Source organism: Serratia sp. PAMC26656 (assembly GCF_016469055.2).
GTDB lineage: Bacteria > Pseudomonadota > Gammaproteobacteria > Enterobacterales > Enterobacteriaceae > Serratia > Serratia plymuthica.
Window position 1 is genome coordinate 2,768,615 of sequence record NZ_CP150486.1, and the last position, 19,328, is coordinate 2,787,942.

17 protein-coding genes are annotated in these 19,328 nt (G+C 54.2%); 10 read left to right on the forward strand and 7 right to left on the reverse strand.

Translation table 11 applies throughout. The annotated features are described in order from the left end of the window. Positions 1–73 precede the first annotated feature (73 nt). Entirely contained in the window at positions 74–1,027 is a 954-nt protein-coding gene (locus JEM67_RS14070; protein ID WP_199635869.1) for a LacI family DNA-binding transcriptional regulator, read from the reverse strand. 296 nt (positions 1,028–1,323) lie between these two features. On the opposite strand from JEM67_RS14070, the gene JEM67_RS14075 reads away from it, so the two are divergent. From JEM67_RS14075 to JEM67_RS14095, 5 genes are all read left to right on the forward strand, one after another. Next, complete coding sequence (locus JEM67_RS14075) at positions 1,324–1,638, forward strand: PTS sugar transporter subunit IIB (RefSeq protein WP_004944534.1); 315 nt, start codon at positions 1,324–1,326, stop codon at positions 1,636–1,638. A 12-nt stretch (positions 1,639–1,650) separates the two neighbouring features. Then, positions 1,651–2,979 (forward strand): PTS cellobiose transporter subunit IIC, encoded by a 1,329-nt coding sequence (locus tag JEM67_RS14080; protein WP_006325348.1) that lies wholly within the window; start codon positions 1,651–1,653, stop codon positions 2,977–2,979. A gap of 21 nt (positions 2,980–3,000) precedes the next feature. Beyond that, positions 3,001–4,404, forward strand: a complete 1,404-nt coding sequence (locus tag JEM67_RS14085) for a glycoside hydrolase family 1 protein (RefSeq protein WP_199635870.1) — start codon at positions 3,001–3,003, stop codon at positions 4,402–4,404. After that, on the forward strand, positions 4,397–4,699 hold the full coding sequence (locus tag JEM67_RS14090) for a PTS lactose/cellobiose transporter subunit IIA (protein ID WP_013812924.1): 303 nt from the start codon (positions 4,397–4,399) through the stop codon (positions 4,697–4,699). Before JEM67_RS14085 ends, JEM67_RS14090 begins: the two co-directional genes overlap by 8 nt. 223 nt (positions 4,700–4,922) lie before the next feature. Next, positions 4,923–6,305 carry a carbohydrate porin gene (locus JEM67_RS14095; protein WP_199635871.1) on the forward strand — a complete coding sequence of 461 codons (1,383 nt, stop codon included), beginning with the start codon at positions 4,923–4,925 and terminating at the stop codon, positions 6,303–6,305. 49 nt (positions 6,306–6,354) lie between these two features. Here JEM67_RS14095 and JEM67_RS14100 read toward each other — a convergent pair whose 3' ends face one another. After that, positions 6,355–6,945 carry a TetR/AcrR family transcriptional regulator gene (locus tag JEM67_RS14100; protein ID WP_199635872.1) on the reverse strand — a complete coding sequence of 197 codons (591 nt, stop codon included), beginning with the start codon at positions 6,943–6,945 and terminating at the stop codon, positions 6,355–6,357. A 91-nt stretch (positions 6,946–7,036) separates the two neighbouring features. Here JEM67_RS14100 and JEM67_RS14105 point away from each other — a divergent pair, with 91 nt between their 5' ends. Further along, the gene (locus JEM67_RS14105; RefSeq protein WP_199635873.1) at positions 7,037–7,936 is read left to right on the forward strand and encodes an ABC transporter six-transmembrane domain-containing protein; all 900 of its coding nucleotides are present in this window, start codon (positions 7,037–7,039) and stop codon (positions 7,934–7,936) included. 81 nt (positions 7,937–8,017) lie between these two features. Next, a complete protein-coding gene (locus tag JEM67_RS14110) occupies positions 8,018–11,104 on the forward strand; it encodes a multidrug efflux RND transporter permease subunit (RefSeq protein WP_199635874.1) in 3,087 nt (1,028 codons plus the stop codon). A 45-nt stretch (positions 11,105–11,149) separates the two neighbouring features. On the opposite strand, the gene JEM67_RS14115 is transcribed toward JEM67_RS14110, so the two are convergent. Together JEM67_RS14115 and aceE are read right to left on the reverse strand one after the other, a co-directional pair. Beyond that, on the reverse strand, positions 11,150–12,406 hold the full coding sequence (locus tag JEM67_RS14115; RefSeq protein WP_199635875.1) for a 2-oxo acid dehydrogenase subunit E2: 1,257 nt from the start codon (positions 12,404–12,406) through the stop codon (positions 11,150–11,152). A gap of 57 nt (positions 12,407–12,463) precedes the next feature. Then, the gene (gene aceE / locus JEM67_RS14120) at positions 12,464–15,118 is read right to left on the reverse strand and encodes a pyruvate dehydrogenase (acetyl-transferring), homodimeric type (RefSeq protein WP_199635876.1); all 2,655 of its coding nucleotides are present in this window, start codon (positions 15,116–15,118) and stop codon (positions 12,464–12,466) included. A 177-nt stretch (positions 15,119–15,295) separates the two neighbouring features. On the opposite strand from aceE, the gene JEM67_RS14125 reads away from it, so the two are divergent. Beyond that, positions 15,296–15,742: a MarR family winged helix-turn-helix transcriptional regulator gene (locus JEM67_RS14125; RefSeq protein WP_006325379.1), complete on the forward strand. Its 447-nt coding sequence runs from the start codon at positions 15,296–15,298 to the stop codon at positions 15,740–15,742. Positions 15,743–15,770: 28 nt separating this feature from the next. Here JEM67_RS14125 and JEM67_RS14130 read toward each other — a convergent pair whose 3' ends face one another. Both JEM67_RS14130 and JEM67_RS14135 read right to left on the reverse strand, forming a co-directional pair. Beyond that, the gene (locus JEM67_RS14130) at positions 15,771–16,826 is read right to left on the reverse strand and encodes an NAD(P)/FAD-dependent oxidoreductase (RefSeq protein ID WP_199635877.1); all 1,056 of its coding nucleotides are present in this window, start codon (positions 16,824–16,826) and stop codon (positions 15,771–15,773) included. Positions 16,827–16,886: 60 nt separating this feature from the next. After that, a complete protein-coding gene (locus tag JEM67_RS14135) occupies positions 16,887–17,324 on the reverse strand; it encodes a winged helix-turn-helix transcriptional regulator (RefSeq protein WP_013812932.1) in 438 nt (145 codons plus the stop codon). A 147-nt stretch (positions 17,325–17,471) separates the two neighbouring features. On the opposite strand from JEM67_RS14135, the gene JEM67_RS14140 reads away from it, so the two are divergent. Beyond that, a complete protein-coding gene (locus JEM67_RS14140) occupies positions 17,472–18,359 on the forward strand; it encodes an SDR family NAD(P)-dependent oxidoreductase (protein ID WP_370576148.1) in 888 nt (295 codons plus the stop codon). Positions 18,360–18,419: 60 nt separating this feature from the next. Beyond that, the gene (locus tag JEM67_RS14145; protein WP_199635878.1) at positions 18,420–18,716 is read left to right on the forward strand and encodes a YciI family protein; all 297 of its coding nucleotides are present in this window, start codon (positions 18,420–18,422) and stop codon (positions 18,714–18,716) included. 119 nt (positions 18,717–18,835) lie between these two features. On the opposite strand, the gene JEM67_RS14150 is transcribed toward JEM67_RS14145, so the two are convergent. Continuing rightward, positions 18,836–19,258 carry a winged helix-turn-helix transcriptional regulator gene (locus JEM67_RS14150; RefSeq protein WP_199635879.1) on the reverse strand — a complete coding sequence of 141 codons (423 nt, stop codon included), beginning with the start codon at positions 19,256–19,258 and terminating at the stop codon, positions 18,836–18,838. Positions 19,259–19,328: the final 70 nt, after the last annotated feature.

Below are 19,328 nucleotides of genomic sequence, written 5' to 3' on the forward strand. Positions count from 1 at the left end.
GTCAGTAGGAACTGTACCGATCGCGGGCCAACCTTGTTGGCCCGTTTTGTTTTCTGGCGGCGCCGGTAATCGCTTAACGCTTGTGTCTGTCCGGGATAATCAAATCCCCGCGCAGCACGCAGGCACCGAGCATATCCCGGGTTTTTTCCGTCAACCAACTGACGATACGCGTCGCCATGGCGTCCATGGAATATTCGATGGAGGGGATCGCCGGAATGCCCGGCAAATGTAGCGAACCGGCCAGGCTAAAGACCATGATGTCGTCCGGTACTGATTTATTGAACGCCTGTAGCTGGGTAATCACCCGCTGCGCCTCCTGCTCGTCCGCCACCAGCAGTGCGTTGAAATTGAGCGTGGTGGCGTTATTGAGCAGCACCTGTACCGCAACGGAAGAGGTGGTCGAATCCATAAACACCAGGTTGCGATTGAACGGCAAAAAGTTATTTTCCAGCGCAAGCTTATAACCCAGCAATACCTGGTCGGCAGAGCCGCCGGCATCCGGCTGGATCAAGGCTATTTGGCGTCTGCCCTGGCTAATCAGATAATTGCAGGCGCTTTCGGCGGCGAAAGCGTGGTCGAACTGAATGCTGTTGGGCGTGTCGGCCTCAACGCAATCGACCAGGATCACGTTGTCATGCGGGATGTTGAGCGGGAAACGGGCGCCGATAATCAGCACGTCGTCACACAACCCGCAGGTGAGTTCGTCCAGCGCGTTCATCACGCCCGCTTTGGTATTGGCGAAACGCAGCAGCAGATGCTTTTGATGCTGGCTGAGCTGTTTTTCCAGCGCATAAAGATAACCTGTGGTCTGGTTAATGTTCTCCTGCGCGCAGATAACCCCGATGCAGCCCGTCGATTGGCTAAGCAATGATTGCGCGATGACGTTGGGCCGGTAATTGAGCTCTTCCGCCGCCTGCAATACCGCGAGACGGCTGGCTTCCTTAACGCCGCGCGATCCACTCAACACCCGCGAGACTGTGGCTTTTGACACCCCAGCTAAACGTGATACATCGTTGATTGTTGACATCTTTATCTCCTGACAGACCAAGCAGCAGCCTGTAAAAACCGATCCGGTAATGGCTCACATTATCGCCGCCAGCAGTATAACCGTTTTCCTTTTTTCATGGAAACCGATTTTCCACACCATGTCAAAACACCTCAAAACAAGACAAAAATATGTGATGCCAATCCAATAAAAATCCCTTGCGGTGGCTAGATTATGATGAGTATCACACTTCCACTCTCACCCGATGGAAAACGGTTTCCGTATGATATCCAATCACTCCCGCATTCAGGTTATTTACCCGTTGAGGAAGGTTGTCGATGTACAAAATCATGCTGTGTTGTTCCGCTGGGATGTCTACCAGCCTGCTGGTCAGGAAAATGGTGGAGGCGGCGAATGAAAGGGGGTTGCCGGTCGAGATCGACGCCTATGGGGTAGCCGAGTTCGATACGCAGTTTCCACGCTACCAGGTGGTGCTGCTGGGGCCGCAGGTAAAATATATGCTTAAAACACTGTCAGAAAAGGCTGCCGTCCAAGGCATACCCGTTCAGCCCATTGATCCGATGGACTACGGCATGCAGCGCGGTGAGAAGGTACTGGACTATGCTCTGTCGCTGATCGCAGCGGCGCACTAAAAAGGTGTTCCTATGAGTTCGTTATATCAGTCAATGATTGCCGTCATCGAGCAATCCATCACCCCGTTGGCCGGCCGCCTGGGGCAGCAGAAATATGTCATCGCCATCCGCGATGGTTTTACCGCCGCGTTGCCGTTTATGATTATTGGCTCGTTCATGTTGGTCTTCATCTTTCCGCCGTTCTCCGCCGACACCACGAACAGCTTTGCGCGTGGCTGGCTGGATTTTTCGCAGACTTACCGTGCGCAGCTGATGTTGCCGTTCAACCTGAGCATGGGGGTGATGACTTTCTTCATCTCCGTGGGAATTGGCGCCAGCCTCGGGCGGCAGTTTAATCTCGACCCTGTAATGTCCGGCCTGCTGGCATTTATGGCCTTTTTGCTGGTGGCGGCCCCTTATGCCGACGGCAAAATATCTACCCAGTATCTCTCTGGACAAGGGATTTTCACCGCCCTGATCACCGCCATTTACTCAACCCGTGTTTACGCCTGGCTCAAACAGAACAACGTCACTATTCGATTGCCGAAAGAGGTGCCTACCGGGGTGGCGCGTTCGTTTGAGATCCTGATCCCTGTGCTGGTGGTGATTGGTACGTTGCATCCGCTGAATCTGTTTATCGAAGCGCAAACCGGCATGATCCTGCCGCAGGCGATTATGCATCTGCTGGAACCGCTGGTGTCCGCCTCGGATTCGCTGCCTGCCATTTTGCTGTCGGTATTGCTGTGCCAGATTTTCTGGTTCGCCGGTATTCACGGTGCGCTGATCGTCACCGGCATCATGAACCCGTTCTGGATGGCGAACTTGTCGGTAAATCAGGCGGCGCTGGCGGCGGGGACGGCATTGCCACACGTTTATTTGCAAGGTTTCTGGGATCACTATCTGCTGATTGGCGGTGTCGGCTCGACCTTACCGCTGGCTTTCCTGCTGTTGCGCAGCCGCGTTGCGCACCTGCGCACTATCGGCAAAATGGGCGTGGTGCCGAGCTTCTTTAACATCAATGAACCGATCCTGTTTGGTGCGCCGATCATCATGAACCCGATGTTGTTCATTCCGTTCGTCTGCGTTCCCATGGTCAACGCCGTACTGGCCTATACCGCGACGCGTTTGGGATGGCTGGCGCAGGTGGTCTCGCTCACGCCGTGGACCACGCCGGCGCCCATCGGCGCCTCCTGGGCGGCGAACTGGGCGTTCAGCCCGGTAGTGATGTGCGTTATCTGTATGGTGATGTCCGCCCTGATGTACTTGCCGTTCCTGCGTGCCTACGAGCGCTCTTTAATGAAAACCGAAGAGCAAAAAGCGCAGAGCGGTGCACCGCTGGCCGGAACTGTCAGCAGCAACTGATATTTAATGGAGAACCGAACCATGAAATACGCATTTCCCGAGCACTTTTGGTGGGGCAGCGCCAGCTCCGCGCTGCAAACCGAAGGGGACAGCCTGTATGGCGGCAAAAGCCCGACAATCTGGGACACCTGGTACGCCAATCAACCCTGGCGCTTTCATCAGCAGGTTGGCCCGCAGGAGACGTCGACCTTTTACCGGAACTGGCGCCAGGATATCGCGCTGCTGAAACAGCTCAACCATAACAGTTTTCGTACCTCCCTCAGTTGGTCGCGGCTGATCCCGGACGGAACGGGAGAGGTGAATCCGCAAGCGGTAGCGTTTTATAACAACGTGATTGATGAGCTGCTGGCGCAGGGCATCAAGCCGTTTATTACGCTGTTCCATTTTGACATGCCGATGGCGATGCAGGAGAAGGGCGGCTGGGAAAACCGTGACGTGGTCGCGGCCTTTAGCCGCTATGCGCAGGTTTGTTTTGAGCTGTTTGGCGACCGGGTAATGCATTGGTTCACCTTCAATGAGCCGATTGTGCCGGTCGAAGGCGGCTACCTGTATGATTTCCACTACCCCAACGTGGTCGACTTTAAGCGGGCGGCGACGGTGGCATACCACACGGTGCTGGCGCATGCGTCGGCGGTACGGGCGTTTCGGGCCGGGCTTTACGCCGGGGAGATCGGTATCGTGCTGAACCTGACGCCGTCTTACCCGCGTTCGCAGAATCCGGCGGATCTGAGTGCCGCGCACCACGCCGACCTGCTGTTTAACCGCAGTTTCCTCGATCCGGTGTTGCGTGGCGAATATCCGGCCGATCTGGTGGCATTGCTGAAAACCTGGGATCAGCTTCCGGCCTGCCAGCCCGGCGATCGGGCGCTGATTGCCGAAGGAAAGATTGACCTGCTCGGTGTTAATTATTATCAGCCACGCCGCGTGAAATGCCGTGACAGCGCCGTAAACCCACTGGCGCCCTTTATGCCTGAATGGTTATTCGAAAACTATGAAATGCCCGGCAGAAAAATGAACCCTTATCGCGGCTGGGAAATTTACGAACCGGGTATTTATGACATTCTGACCAATTTGCGCGTTAACTATGACAATCCGCGCTGTTTTATTTCCGAAAACGGCATGGGTGTGGAAAACGAACAGCGCTTTATTGAAAACGGCCAAATCAACGATCGCTATCGTATTGAATTTGTCTCCGAACACCTTAAATGGCTGCATAAAGGCATTAGCGAAGGCAGCAATTGCCTCGGCTATCACATGTGGACGTTTATTGATAACTGGTCATGGTGCAACGGATATAAAAATCGCTACGGCCTGGTGCAATTGGATTTAGCCAGCCAGCAACGCACCGTCAAGAAAAGCGGGGAGTGGTTTGCCGCTACCGCCGCAGATAATGGGTTTAACGGACAGGAGACAAATGATGATTGAATTGGAAGAAGCGGTCATGGAGATTATCGTCAATGCCGGCCAGTCGCGCAGCCTGTGCTTTGAGGCACTGCGCGCCGCACGAGAAGGCAACATCGGCGAAGCCAAAGCGCTGTTGCAGCAGGCCGATGGTTTCTCGCGGCAGGCGCATCAGATGCAAACCAAGCTGATCGAGCAGGATGCCGGTGAAGCCCGGCAGCCAATGACTTTAATTATGGTACACGCACAGGATCATTTAATGACATCTTTACTGGCGCGTGAATTATCGGAAGAGATCATTCATCTTTACCAACGCTAACAGCACATTGTTCATTCCAACAAGGGGAAATAATTACGAAGATTATTTAACTGTTCTGTACCCATACAAATAATAAAGAATCAGCTTGTTTTGGTGATAGCACGGTTGTTTTTTTAAAACCAGAACAGGATGGCTGTTATCTAAAAATAAACCAGCCCACACAATATCATTAACGCTGCCCTCAGGCGGCGGAGAGGATCACGTGTGTACAATTGAGATAACCATGAAAATATATAATAAATTGCCAATAGCGCTGGCGGTAATGGCCGCGCTTTGCTCTGGATCCGTACTCGCTCAAGAATTTACGCAAGAACAAATCGATGCCATCGTGGCCAAAGCGGTAGATAAAGCCCTGGCGCAACGGCAGGCGAAAATAGATGCCGCCGTAAACAAAAAGGCCGATGTGATTACCGAGCCGCAAAGCACCGCCCAGTCGCCGGATATGGCGATCCCGTTTGGCGTCAAATTTTCCGGTTACGCCCGCTATGGCGCGCAGTTCCAGGGCGGCGATCAGAAATTCGTCGGCGTTGACGGTTCCTACAACGGCGCGTCCGCGCTGGGCCGTTTGGGCAACGAAGGCAATGGCGGCGAATTCCAGCTCTCTAAAGCATTCAAAGGCGATAACGGCGCAATTTGGGACATCAATGTGATGTTCGACCATTGGGGCGATGAGGTGAACCTCAAAAAAGCCTACGCCGGCGTCACCAATATTCTGGCCTCCAATCCGAATGCCTATCTGTGGGCCGGCCGCGATTTTCATCAGCGTCCGCAACAGGGTATTAACGACTATTTCTGGATGAATCACGACGGTCAGGGCGCCGGGGTGAAGAACTTTGATATCGGCGGCGTGCAGTTTGACGTCGCCGCCGTCGCTGCCGTGGAATCCTGTAATCCGAGAGTGGCGGAGGACGAAGCCAACCCGTCGCGTATCACGTGTACCGGTGGCTCAGGCACCGGTGATAAAGGCAACTACGCGCTGACCTCAAAAATTCACGGTATGAAGGTTGGCCCGCTGGATTTGGAGCTTTACGCCAACTACGGCTTTGACTCGAAAGCGGTGGAAAGCGATGACCGCCTGAAGGCCTGGCAGGGTGGCGTGGTGCTGAGCCATACCGGCGACAAAGGCGTGAACAAGGTCATCGCCCGTTACTCCAACAATGCGGATAACAGCGTCTACAACAAAACGGACGAGTTGACGGCGGTCTACGCCAGCTTCGAAGGGAACTACAAGTTTACCCAACAGGCGCAGGTGGAATACCTGCTCGCTTTCCATGATTATTCCAACGACGCCGACGGCGCTGATAATCGCCGCAACTACGGCGCGATTGTGCGGCCAATGTATTGGTGGAACGACGTGCATTCAACCTGGCTGGAGGCCGGTTACCAACGGGTAGACTACGATCAGGGCGGCGATAACCACGGCTGGAAACTCACGCTGTCGCAGAATATTTCGATTGCGATGGGGCCGGAGTTCCGCCCTATGTTGCGCTTCTACGTCACCGGCGGCGAGGTGGATAACAAACATACCGCACGCGTGAATGGCACCGACGACGATACCCAACTGGATTCGTTCAACGTCGGCGCAATGTGGGAAGCCTGGTTCTGATAACAAACTCACGGGGTGGCTGCAGAGGTAGCCACCCCCGTTGCCCTTTCTATTTGTTGTCGGTGAGCAGCAAGTTTCGTTGAATGAAATCGTCAATGTCTTCTTCCGCCTGTTTCAACGCTTGCGCAGAAGGCAGGGTAAAAAGATGTTCACCGTAACCAAACAGCATGGCGTCCAGTTGCCGCGCTACGCGCTGTGCGTCCACGTGGCGAAACGTTTTTTCCTCTATGCCTGACTCGATGATATGCGTCAGCACCTGATGCCACTCGTCTAAAAAAGACTGCATCAGACCCGAGTAGGCTTCGTTATGCGTGGAGAGCAGCCATAAGGAACCATACAGCTTCCTGGTGGGGGCCGGCGTTTCGGAGATCATGCCATCAATAAATTCTTGCAGTTTCTGAGCGGCGGGTAAGGGTGCAATGAGAGTGCGGAATTCTTCCAGTTCGCGGTGCATGAAGTTTGTTAAGGCTTCGAGGCACAGGGATTGCCAGTCTTTAAAATAGTGATAAATATGACTGCGAGAGATGCCTACGTACTCGGTAAGCTCGCGCGTGGTGACTTTCTCAATGCCTTTTTCTATAAACAGTTCTACAACGCCATGCAGAATTTTGTCTCTCATCAGCTCAGACTTGCCTTTCATCTCTTTCCTCCCATTGACTTTGAGCAGCCGCTCAAATAGCATGAATTCATTGTTTTGAGCAATCGCTCTAATTTTAACAGAAACAACCACAATGAACAGTCAAAACATTACGGCACCGCCCGTGGCGGGCAGCGCGTCCAACACGTTGAAATCACTGGCAAGGCGCCACCGCAAAAAGTTGTTTTTTACCTTCCTGCTGGTTGTTGCAGAGAACGTCATGTATCTGCTGTATCCGATGCTGGCCGGCATTTCCATTAATGCCATTTTGTCGGGGCAGATGTTAAACGCGATGCTGTATGGCGTGATGATCTTATTCATGTGGTGCCTTGGCGCTGCACGCCGAAGCGTGGATACACGCACCTTTGCCAGAATTTATGCCGCTTTGGCGGTATCGGTGGTCATGACGCAACGCAAAAACAGGCTCAACCCTTCAACCGTGGCCGCGCGCGTAGCCTTATCGAGAGAGTTCGTCGATTTCTTCGAGTTGCATTTGCCTACGCTCATCACGTCGCTGGCCGCCATGCTAGGGGCCGCCGTGATGTTGCTGGTCATTGAATTCTGGGCGGGTGTCGCTTGTCTGGTCATACTGACCTTTCTGGCCTGTTTCCTTTCCCGTTATGCCCGTAAAAACGAAGCGCTGTACAACAAGCTTAATAATCGCCTTGAAAAAGAAGTGGATTTCGTTAATAAGGCCACCGTGCTTTCCCTCGAGAGGCATTATTTGACATTGGCCAAATTGCGCATACGGCTCTCCGATCGCGAAGCGTTGGGGTATTTGTCGATTGGTGCGCTGGTTGCCTTGTTGTTTAGCCTGACCATTGCATGGATGACTCAGTCGGCGGGCATCACTGCCGGCCATATTTACTCGGTAATGACGTATATGTGGATGTTTGCCACAAGCCTTGATGACGGCCCGCAGCTATTGGAAAAATACTCAGAGCTTAAAGACATTGGTAAGCGGGTGAACACCGAGACCGGGGAGGGAGGTTAGCGCTTTTCGGTTTTTTAACTGTGCATGAAGGATGTATACCGGGCCTCTAAATCGCTTTTAAATCAATACGGGTATCATTAAATGTCCCAGTTCTTTATTGAACGGCCAGTTTTTGCCTGGGTGATAGCGCTATTCATTATTCTTGGCGGTATTTTGGCCATTCCCCAATTACCGGTGGCCCAATATCCGGCCGTTGCACCGCCCAGCGTGTCGATAACCGCTACCTATCCCGGTGCTACGCCGGAGACAATGAACACCTCAGTGATCTCCCTTCTCGAGCGTGAAATATCGGGGGTCGATAACCTGCTTTATTTTGAGTCGTCCAGCGACACGTCGGGGATCGCGTCCATTACGGTGACGTTTAAACCCGGCACAGACATCAAACTCGCCCAGGTGGATATTCAGAACCAAATAAACGTGGTTGAACCTCGCCTCCCGCAAGTGGTGCGCCAAAATGGCGTGAACGTTGAGGCCGCGAACTCGGGCTTTCTGATGATGGTGGGGTTGAAGTCACCTTCCAGACAATATCAGGAAGCCGATCTGAGCGACTATTTTGCCCGTAATGTCACCGATGAGCTGCGACGGGTACCTGGGGTCGGTAAAGTCCAGTTATTTGGGGCAGAGAAGGCCATGCGCATCTGGCTGGACCCCGTCAAAATGTTCACTTATAAGCTGTCGGTTAATGATGTGATCACCGCGCTTAGCCAACAAAACCTTTTTGTTTCGCCGGGCAGCATTGGCGATGAGCCGGCGGCAACCGGGCAGCGGGTGACTTATCCGCTTACGGTGAAAGGACAGCTCTCTTCTCTGGCGGAATTTCGGAATATTACGATTAAAGCGAACGGCAATGGCTCGCGCTTAACGCTGGCGGATGTCGCTCGAGTGGAATCAGGTCTGCAAAGCTATGCATTTGCGATCCGTGAGAATGGCTTGCCCGCGACGGCGGCTGCGATCCAGCTTGCCCCTGGCGCGAACGCCATCAGTACGGCTGAAGGGATCCATGCGCGTCTTGCTGAACTCTCGGTAAACCTGCCGCAGGGGATGACGTTTTCTGTTCCTTTCGATACGGCGCCGTTTGTCAAACTGTCGATCGAGAAAGTCGTCCAGACCTTCATTGAAGCGATGGTGCTGGTCTTCCTGGTGATGCTGCTTTTTCTGCACAAAATACGTTGCACTCTTATTCCCGCCATTGTGGCGCCGGTGGCGCTGTTGGGCACATTCACCATCATGCTGTTCAGCGGTTTTTCCATTAATGTCCTGACAATGTTCGGCATGGTACTGGCTATCGGCATTATTGTGGATGATGCGATCGTGGTTGTGGAGAATGTGGAACGCCTGATGGAAGAAAAGGCGCTGTCGCCGAAACAGGCTACACGCGAGGCAATGAAAGAAATTACCCCCGCAATTATCGGCATTACCCTGGTGTTGACTGCCGTGTTTATCCCGATGGGTTTTGCCAGTGGCTCGGTCGGCGTCATTTACCGACAGTTTACGCTCTCGATGGCCGTGTCCATTTTGTTTTCAGCCTTTTTGGCCCTGACGCTGACGCCGGCCCTCTGCGCGTCCTTATTGAAACCGCACACCCAAAAAGAAGGCCCTGGTGGCAAATTTTCACGCGGGTTCAATCGCTATTTTAACGCCTTATCCGTTCGTTATCAGTCAGGACTGAGATATGTGTTGAAGCGTACCGGGAGAACGATACTGCTTTATGTCGCGATTTGCGGCGCACTGCTGGTGGCCTTGCAAAACCTGCCTTCATCATTTTTGCCGGAAGAGGATCAGGGCTACTTCATGTCATCGATTCAACTGCCTTCAGATGCCACTATGGCGCGGACGCGCGACGTGGTGGAGCGCTTCGAAGCGACCATAGCGACGCGTCCGGTTATCGCGAACAATATCTCGATCCTCGGTTTTGGTTTTTCGGGGTCGGGCCCCAATACGGCGCTGGCGTTTACCACGTTAAAAGACTGGCAATATCGGAACGGCGAGACCGCTCAGGACGAAGCCGATTTTGTTCAGACAGCATTAAGCAGCGTACCTGACGCCAACACCCTAAGCCTGTTGCCACCGGCTATTTCTGATATGGGGACCTCATCGGGGTTCACGCTGTATATTGAAGACCGTGCCGGAAAAGGTTATTCCGCGTTGAGGCAGGCGACGGAAAAACTTGTCGATCTTGCCAATCAAAGTTGGGTATTAATGGATGTTTACATTGATGGCTTAGCGGAGGGCATCAGTGTTTCACTGAATGTCGACAGGGAAAAAGCGGAAGCTTTCGGCATTTCTTTTGACGATATTAGCCAGGCGATATCTGCCGCTTCGGGTTCTTATTATGTGAATGACTATACGGACAACGGCCGTGTTCAGCAGGTTATCGTCCAGGCCGACACTGCTTACAGAATGCAGTTAACGGATTTACTGAAGGTTTCAGTCAAAAACAAAACGGGCGAAATGGTGCCGCTTTCCGCTTTCGTTACTGCTGCCTGGGCTCAGACACCACGCCAATTAAACCGATATCAGGGGTATCCGGCGTTAAAGGTGACGGGCAGCGCTGCGCCTGGTGAGTCCAGCGGTGCCGCCATGGCGGAAATGGAGCGGTTGGCGAGCGAATTGCCCCAGGGGTTTAAAGCCGAATGGGCCGGCAGTGCATTACAGGAAAAAGAATCCACCGCTCAGCTCCCCATGCTTATTTTGCTCTCTATCCTGGTCGTATTTATGGTGCTGGCCGCGCTCTATGAAAGCTGGTCAACGCCTTTGGCGGTGATGTTGGTCGTGCCATTGGGCCTGGCAGGGGCGGTATGTGCGGTCATCGTGGCAGACATGTCGAATGATGTCTTTTTTAGAGTGGGGATGATCACCATCATCGGACTTTCTACCAAAAATGCCATTTTGATCGTCGAGTTCGCCCGGCAGTTGCGTGCTCAGGGGATGGATATCATTGCCGCGACATTGCTGGCGGCCAAACAACGGCTGCGGCCAATTATGATGACTTCACTGGCCTTTACGCTGGGCGTCGTGCCGTTGATGCTCGCTACCGGCGCCAGTGACAAAACCCAGCACGCCATTGGTACAGGCGTCTTTGGCGGCATGATCAGCGGGACGTTGCTGGCGATATTTTTTGTGCCGGTGTTTTATATTTCCGTCATGCGTCTGTTTGAAAAAAAGTAAATGCGTGTACCCTGCACCGGAAATGGCCCGGTGCAGGGTAATGGCTCAGAGTAACAGACGGCGGATATCGGCCAACAGACCGGTCAGATAAACGCTAAAACGAGCGGCGAGGGCACCGTCAATCACCCGGTGGTCGTAGCTCAGCGACAACGGCAACAGCAGGCGGGGAATAAACTCCCTATCGTCCCACACCGGTTGCCAACACGCGGTCGAGATCCCCAGTATCGCGACCTCCGGCGCATTGATGATCGGGGTAAACGCCAGCCCGCCAATGCCCCCCAGCGAGGACAACGTGAAGCAGCCGCCGCTCATCTCTGAGGCTGTCAATACGCCTTCACGCGCCTTTTTGCTCAATGCGGCGATCTCCTGCGCCAACTGCGTCACGCTTTTTTCATCGACGTTGCGCACTACCGGCACCACCAATCCCTGTGGCGTTTCCACGGCAAAACCAATGTGCAGGTACTTCTTCATAATCAGCTGTTTGCCGTCGATATCCAGCGAAGCATTGAACTGAGGAAACGCCCTTAACGCGACGGAGCTGGCTTTGAGCAGAAATGCCAGCAGAGTAATTTTCACGCCTTCCGGGCCGTTTTCACGGTTCAACGTTACCCGCAGCGCTTCCAACTCGGTAATATCGGCGTGATCATGGTGCGTTACATGCGGGATCAACGCCCAGTTTCGGCTCAGGTTAGCGGCCGACATCGTTTGGATCCTCGTTAGCGGCCGGCGTTCGGTTTCGCCGAACCGGCTGAAATCGACCTCAGGCCACGGCAGCAACGCCGCTGCGCGTGTTGACGTCGCCTGAGGTTGAGCGCTCAGAGCGGATCTGACATGTTGCATAACGTCATTGCGGGTAATGCGCCCCTGTCGGGCGCTGCCGGTTAACCGCTGCAGGTCCACCCCAAGCTCGCGAGCTAAACGGTACACCAGCGGACTGGCATAAGCTGCAGTACCCGGGCGGGCCGGCGCTGTCGGCTCGCTGACGGCAACGGGCATGGTCGGCACGGGTGAGGGCGCTGGTACGGCAACGTTCACCGGCAGCGGTTCGCTTGGCGTCTCTTCTTCGACCTCAATGGCGGCGATCGGGCTACCGGCCGACAGCCTGTCATTCGGCTTGACCAGCAGCTCGGTGACGCGGCCACTGAAGGTGGCGGGGATCTCCAGCGTCGCCTTGTCGGATTCCAGGGTAATCAACCCCTGGTTCAGCGCAATGTAATCCCCCACGGCAACCAGTATCTCGACCAGCGGGATTGGCTGGTCGTCGCCGATGTCCGGCACCACGGCATGTCTTATTTCTGGCATCTTGATTCCCTGTGTTCCTAAGGTGGCAAATCTGTCACTCATCGTTATGAATAGGGATCAGACATTGGCCGGATCCGGCTTATCGCTGTCGATGCCATAGCGTTGCAGGGCCTGGCTGACCAGCGTCGGCGCGATTATGCCTTCATCGGCCAAGGCTTTAAGCGCTGCCACTGCGATGAAATAGCGATCCACCTCGAAGCAGCGCCGCAGCGATTCACGGGTGTCCGAGCGGCCAAAGCCGTCAGTGCCCAGTGCCACGAAACGGCGATCCTGAACGTAGGGGCGGATTTGGTCGGCGACGATTTTCATGTAATCCGTCGCGACCACCAATGGACCCACGTGGCCTTTCAGGCATTGAGCGACATAGCTGGTGCGACCCGGTTGTTCAGGATGCAGCAGGTTCCAACGCTCGGTTTTCATTCCCTCGCGGCGCAGTTCGGTCAGGCTGGTGGCGCTCCATATCTCGCTGGCGATGGAGAAGTCATCGACCAGTAACCGGGCGGCGGCGATCACCTCACGCAAAATGGCGCCGCTGCCCATTAATTGCACCTGTGGCTGGTGGTCTGCCGGTGCGGATTGGAACAGATACATGCCTTGCAGTATCCCGGCTTCGGCGCCTGCCGGCATCTCAGGTTGCGGGTAATTTTCATTGAGCAAAGTGATGTAGTAATAAATATCCTGCTGTTCTGCATACATGCGTTGGAGGCCATTTTGCACAATGGTCGCCAGTTCATAGGGGAAGGTGGGATCGTAAGATATACAAGAGGGGATCACGGAGGAGAGGACGTGACTGTGGCCGTCATCGTGCTGCAGACCTTCGCCCATCAGTGTAGTGCGGCCCGATGTGGCACCCAGCAGGAAACCGCGCGTGCGAGCATCGGCGGCGGCCCAGGCCAGATCGCCGACGCGCTGTAGCCCGAACATGGAGTAAAAGATATAAAACGGAATGGTGGTCAAGCCATGGTTGCTGTACGCGGTGCCGGCGGCGATCCAAGAGGCGATGGCTCCGGATTCATTAATACCTTCCTGCAGGATTTGCCCCTCTTTCGCTTCTTTGTAGTAGCTGAGCTGGCCCGCATCCTGCGGAGTATAGAGTTGGCCAAGGTAAGAGTGGATGCCAATCTGGCGGAACAAGCCTTCCATGCCAAAGGTGCGTGATTCATCCGGGACGATCGGTACTACTCGCTCACTCAACTGCGGATCTTTCAGCAGAGTGCTGAGGATGCGAACAAAGGCCATGGTAGTCGAAGCGCCGCGTTCGCCACTGTCTTTCAACAGGGCCGAAAATGCGCTCAACGGCGGGATCGGCAGCGTTTCTGCCGTGGCAATGCGCGCAGGCACATATCCGCCCATTTGGCTGCGACGGGCAGCGAAATAGCGCGCTTCCTCACTGTCTGGCGCGGGTTTCAGATAAGGCATTTCCTCCAGTTGAGCGTCGCTGACCGGCAGCGCGAAGCGATCGCGGAAGGCACGTACTGCGTCGGCGCTCATTTTTTTCAACTGGTGGTTAATGTTTTGGCCTTCTCCCGCTTCACCCATGCCAAATCCCTTAACGGTTTTAGCCAGGATCACCGTCGGTTGCCCACTGTGGCTGCTGGCTTGCGCATAAGCCGCGTACACTTTTTCCGGATCGTGGCCACCGCGGGTCAGTGCCCAGATCTCTTCGTCCGTCATGTCTGCCACCAGTTGCAGCAATTGCGGGTATTTACCGAAGAAGTGTTCACGCACGTAAGCACCGCTTTGCGATTTAAAGGTCTGATAATCGCCGTCGACGCATTCCATCATGCGCTGGCGCAGCAGGCCGCTTTGGTCGCGTTCCAGCAACGCATCCCAGCCACCGCCCCACATCACTTTGATTACCTGCCAGCCGGCCGCGCGGAAGGTGGCTTCCAGCTCCTGGACAATCTTGCTGTTGCCGCGCACCGGGCCATCCAGCCGCTGGAGGTTGCAGTTGACGACAAAGATCAGATTATCCAGTTTCTCTCGCCCGCCAAGTGCGATCGCGGCCAGAGATTCCGGTTGATCCATCTCGCCATCGCCCAGGAAGGCCCAGACTTTGCGACCCTGAGGTTTTTTTAACCCGCGATATTCCAGATAACGCATAAAGCGGGCCTGATAGGCGGCAGTGAGCGGCCCTAGGCCCATGGAAACCGTTGGAAATTGCCAGAAGTCGGGCATCAAACGGGGATGCGGGTAGGAGGACAGACCATCGCGATCGGCTTCCCGGCGGAAATTGTCCAACTGCGCTTCGCTGACGCGGCCTTCCAGATAGGCGCGGCCGTAAATGCCCGGCGCCGAATGGCCCTGAATGTAGATCATATCGCCATCGAAGCTGTCGGTGCGGCCGCGGAAGAAGTGATTAAACCCAACTTCATACAGCACGGCGGCGGAGGCATAAGTGGCAATGTGTCCTCCGACATTGGAGTGTTTCCCGGCGCGCAATACCATGACCATCGCGTTCCAGCGCACATAGGCGCTCAATCGCTGTTCCAACTCAAGGTTGCCAGGGTAGACCGGCTGCCGTTCTCTTGAAATGCTGTTGAGGTAAGGAGTGGTGACCCGACCATGCAAGTCGCCGTGCCGGATGACATCCTGATCGAGCAATTGATCGATCAGATAGTGAGTGCGCGTGCGGCCTTCGGCCGTATGAACGGCATCCATTGCTGCCAGCCACTCGTGGGTTTCCTGCGAGTCGACATCAGGTGAGTTCATGACAATTCTCCAAGTGCGATTAACCGGCTCGGCGAGCCGGGTTTGGGTTACCTGCGTCAATCCATCCCATGACTGAGCAAGACTTATTATCAATTGCAATTGCAACAATGGCGACGAGCATACTATCAGTGTAAAATGCAATTGCAAATGCAATCGTATCTGGAAGGAAAATGCATCATGTCTTCAGGTGAACCCGATCTGTGGTTTTCTTATGTGCGATCTCATCGGCTGATGATCCGCGAAATTGAGCAGCGTTTGTCGCAGGCGGGGCTACCGCCGTACGCCTGGTATGACACGCTGTGGGGACTGGAGAGCCACCCGCAAGGTTCACGCAGAATGCATGAGCTGGCGGATGTACTGGTGATCGAACGCTATAACCTGACCCGGCTGGTCGACCGGCTGGAAAAAGAGGGATTGGTGAGCCGCATTCGTTCGGCCGAGGACGGCCGGGCGGCGTTTGTGAGCATCACAGCGAAGGGGAAAGAGTTGCGCAAACGGATGTGGGCCATTTATCAGGCCACGGTGGCCGAGCTGTTCCTCAGGCAGTTTACTCCGGATCAGCAGGCGGTATTTGCCACCGCGCTGGATAACGCTTCAGCGGCGGCGCGCCGCCTGCACGAATAGGGCTGTGCTTGGCTACCTTGTGAACCGCTTAAGTGCAGCCTTGGCCAGAGAAGAAACGCGCCGGCCGATAACTTTCAAGCATTTCCAGCGGCTTACCGCTGACCAACTCTTCACTTATCATCCTCCCCAGGGTGGCTGCGCAGGTCACTGCCGGATGCATCACCGCCACGTAAACGCCTGTTGCATCACCCATGAATCCGATGACCGGGCATCCATCTTCCGGCACAGGCCGCAGCCCCACCGATTGGCTAAGCAACTGCGCCGACTCTGTGCCTTTTAAGGCGACTTTCATCGCCGCGAGCGTGTCAGAGGCGACGCCATCAATTCCGCCCGTTGCCGGATAATCTTCCACGGCTAAAAGATCCCCGTTGCGGGTATGGCGAACCTCTATGTCATGGCCTGAAATCAGGGTGTTAACTACGTGGCCTGTCACGCCGTACCGCAATAAAATGGCCGGCGAAGCCATGATCGGAAGCGGGGTACCAATGGAATCGAGCAGGGGCGAGATGCCCGTTCCGCACGCCAGGATGAGGCAATCCGCCTGCAATACGCCCTCCGGAGTCTCGATACCGGTAATTTGGTTTCCTTCTCGGGTCAAGCCAATTACCGCAGTCTGGCTTTTCAGCGTGGCCCCGAGACTACAGGCTTTATCCAGCAGGACGCGGGTGGCGTCTATGGGATCAACGGCCCCATCTTGCTGTGCATAATAAGCCCGTTGCGGCGGGTTATTCAGCGCAGGTTCAAGCTGGGATATGCCAGGTTGCCGAAGCAAGTGATCGTCGGCCTGGCTCTCCAGTGAAGAATCGTCGTAACTGAGCGCTCCCGTCCAGTTCACCCAGAGTTCCGGTATCTCTTTTTCCAGCCGGCGCCAATCCGCCACCGAGGCGCGACGAAGAAGGGCATCTGGCGCATCATCACTCACCGTAGTGTGTATCCAGCCAAAAGAGCTGCCGGTAGCCCCAGACGCTGGTTGGCTTTTATCGATAACGGTCACTTTTATCCCGCGGCTGGCCAGGTGATAGGCTATCGATGCACCCATAATTCCCGCGCCCACAACAATCATGTGTTTTTCTGTGGCATACATGCCGAATCCCTCGTGTCACTGTCCGTTCAATAAAGAATTTTGCCGGCCTCGCAGGCTATATCATTCCGGCAGCACCATCTGGATTGCGCGGGTGCCAATCTCGGCCCCGGTGACGGTATCAATGGCTATAGCGTTGATGTCAGTTCCCGCCTCGGCATCCAGCAGACGGAGCAACTTGCCTTCGCCACGGTGCTTTCTCCCCCAGGCGCCAATCATGATAAGCACCGGCAAAAAGTCGCGGCCGGCCTCTGTCAAAATATACTCTTCACGTAATGGGCGCTCCGAATACTGCCGCTTCTCAAGCAGATTCTCCTCGGTCAACATCGCCAGCCGTTTGGTCAGCATGGTGGGGGCAATCCCCAGGCTTTTGCGGAACTGATCAAAGCGCGTCATCCCGGAATTGGCATCACGCAGGATCAGCATAGTCCAGGCATCGCCGAGAAAAGCGACGCTGCGGGCGATAGGGCAGATGTTTTCAGAATAGGAATTTGTGCTCATAGCTTTTACCTCACTAACTACTGAAACGATACTATCATGCAGGATCGCCTGCGCCGACTTTTTGTTACTATCATTTCTGTATTGACTAACTACTAAAACGATACTAACTTAAGCCGGGTCATCACTGCAACCTGACGGTGCCGGTACGTGCCAGCGGCACATTTATCCATCACTGATATCTCTATTGCACTGCGGAATGTGAAACCACACAGCCTTTTGGAAAAGATCACTATGAAAAAGACCGTTTTAATTACAGGTGCATCATCGGGTTTTGGACTGATGCTCGCCAACAGCCTTCACCAGCAGGGGTTTACCGTTATCGGCACCAGCCGTGAACCTGAGAAATACGCGGCTAACGTCCCGTTCAAGCTGTTGAAGTTGAATATTGACGACGACAGCTCAATGACCTCGTTTGTTTACGAATTATTCCAGTTCACCAAACAGCTGGATGTGCTCGTCAATAATGCCGGTTTTATGGTGACCGGCCTTGCCGAAGAAACGCCGATTGAACTTGGCAGACAACAATTTGAAACCAACTTCTGGGGCACGGTTAAGCTGACGAATGCCTTGCTGCCTTATTTCAGGGCGCAAAAACAGGGGCAAATTATTACGGTCAGTTCTATTGTTGGCCTGATCGGCCCACCAAACCTGTCTTATTACACGGCTTCCAAACACGCCGTTCAGGGTTATTTCAAATCTCTGCGCTTCGAGCTGGATCAATTCAATATCAAAGTCAGCATGGTCGAGCCGATGTGGTTTAAAACCAACCTGGCTCACAATGCCATTTCCGCAGAAGGCCGTGACATTGCCGACTACAACAGCTATCGCAAACAAGCCATGGCCGCAACGCAGAAGGGTATTGATGAAGCCGAAGCGCCTGATGCGGTGATCAAAACCATTTCCGGCCTGATAACGGCGAAGAAACCGAAATTCAGCAATCCTGTGGGGAAAATGAGCAGAATAATCCTGTTCCTTCAGCACCACATGCCAAAAATCTTTGAAGGTGAAATTCTGAAAAGCGTGAAGTCTGCATAAGCAGAAATAATGTCTGCGACGTTTAAATGAAATTTAAATGACTTCAATGAAGGACTGACCATGAAATATTATCTGTGCAAATTTATACCGCCGCGAGCGAATTTCCTGACCACGATGTCTGCTGACGAACAAAAATGGATGCAGCAGCACGGTGACTTTTTGAACGGGCTACTTGCCCAGGGGGTGATCGTGGCTCATGGCCCGGTGATTGATGAAAAGGGCGGCTATGGCGTCTCGCTCTACCAAATTCCCGATGAGCAGGATATCGCGGCCATCACAGCGGAAGATCCCATTGTGAAGAATGGCGTTGGCCACTATGAGCATTACTCCATGCTGCATTTGAAAGCCCGCGGCTAACCTCAGGCGACGAAAGGTTATCGCCCGTGAGAGGGAGTTATCCCGTTACCACACCTCGAAGGGTAAAGAGTGCTCTTCGAGGTCTGGGGCCGTCTGCTGAAAATGACCGGTACACCCTATCAGGCAACTGCATCGGGGCTATTGTGCGACAGTGTTAGTGCCGCCAAATTGTTCTCGATCCAGTCTGCTAAATCCCGAACTTTGACCGCAGCTTCTTTTCCAAGTGGCGTGAGCGTGTATTCTACGCGTAGCGGGACGATGTTGTAGTCATAGCGGTTTATCATGCCGTCTTTCTCTAATAACTGCAGAGTTTGAGCCAGCATTCGCTCGCTTACTCCCCCGATCCTGCGGCGAATTTCACTGAACCTCAGTGTTCCGGGCAGCAACGCGATCAGAATAAGAACTCCCCAGCGGCTGGTAAGATGGCTCAAGATTTCGCGTGAAGGACAGGCCGCGATCATTACGTCGCCGCGCAACATTTTTTCGGATAAAGGTTCAACTAAGGAGTTTGTCATAGAGCCTCTTTGGACAGGTGAAATCATGCCTCACTTACCTTTTTGTACGTACTTACTATAAGTTAGTATCTGGTCTATAGTCGAGTCGTGATTAACC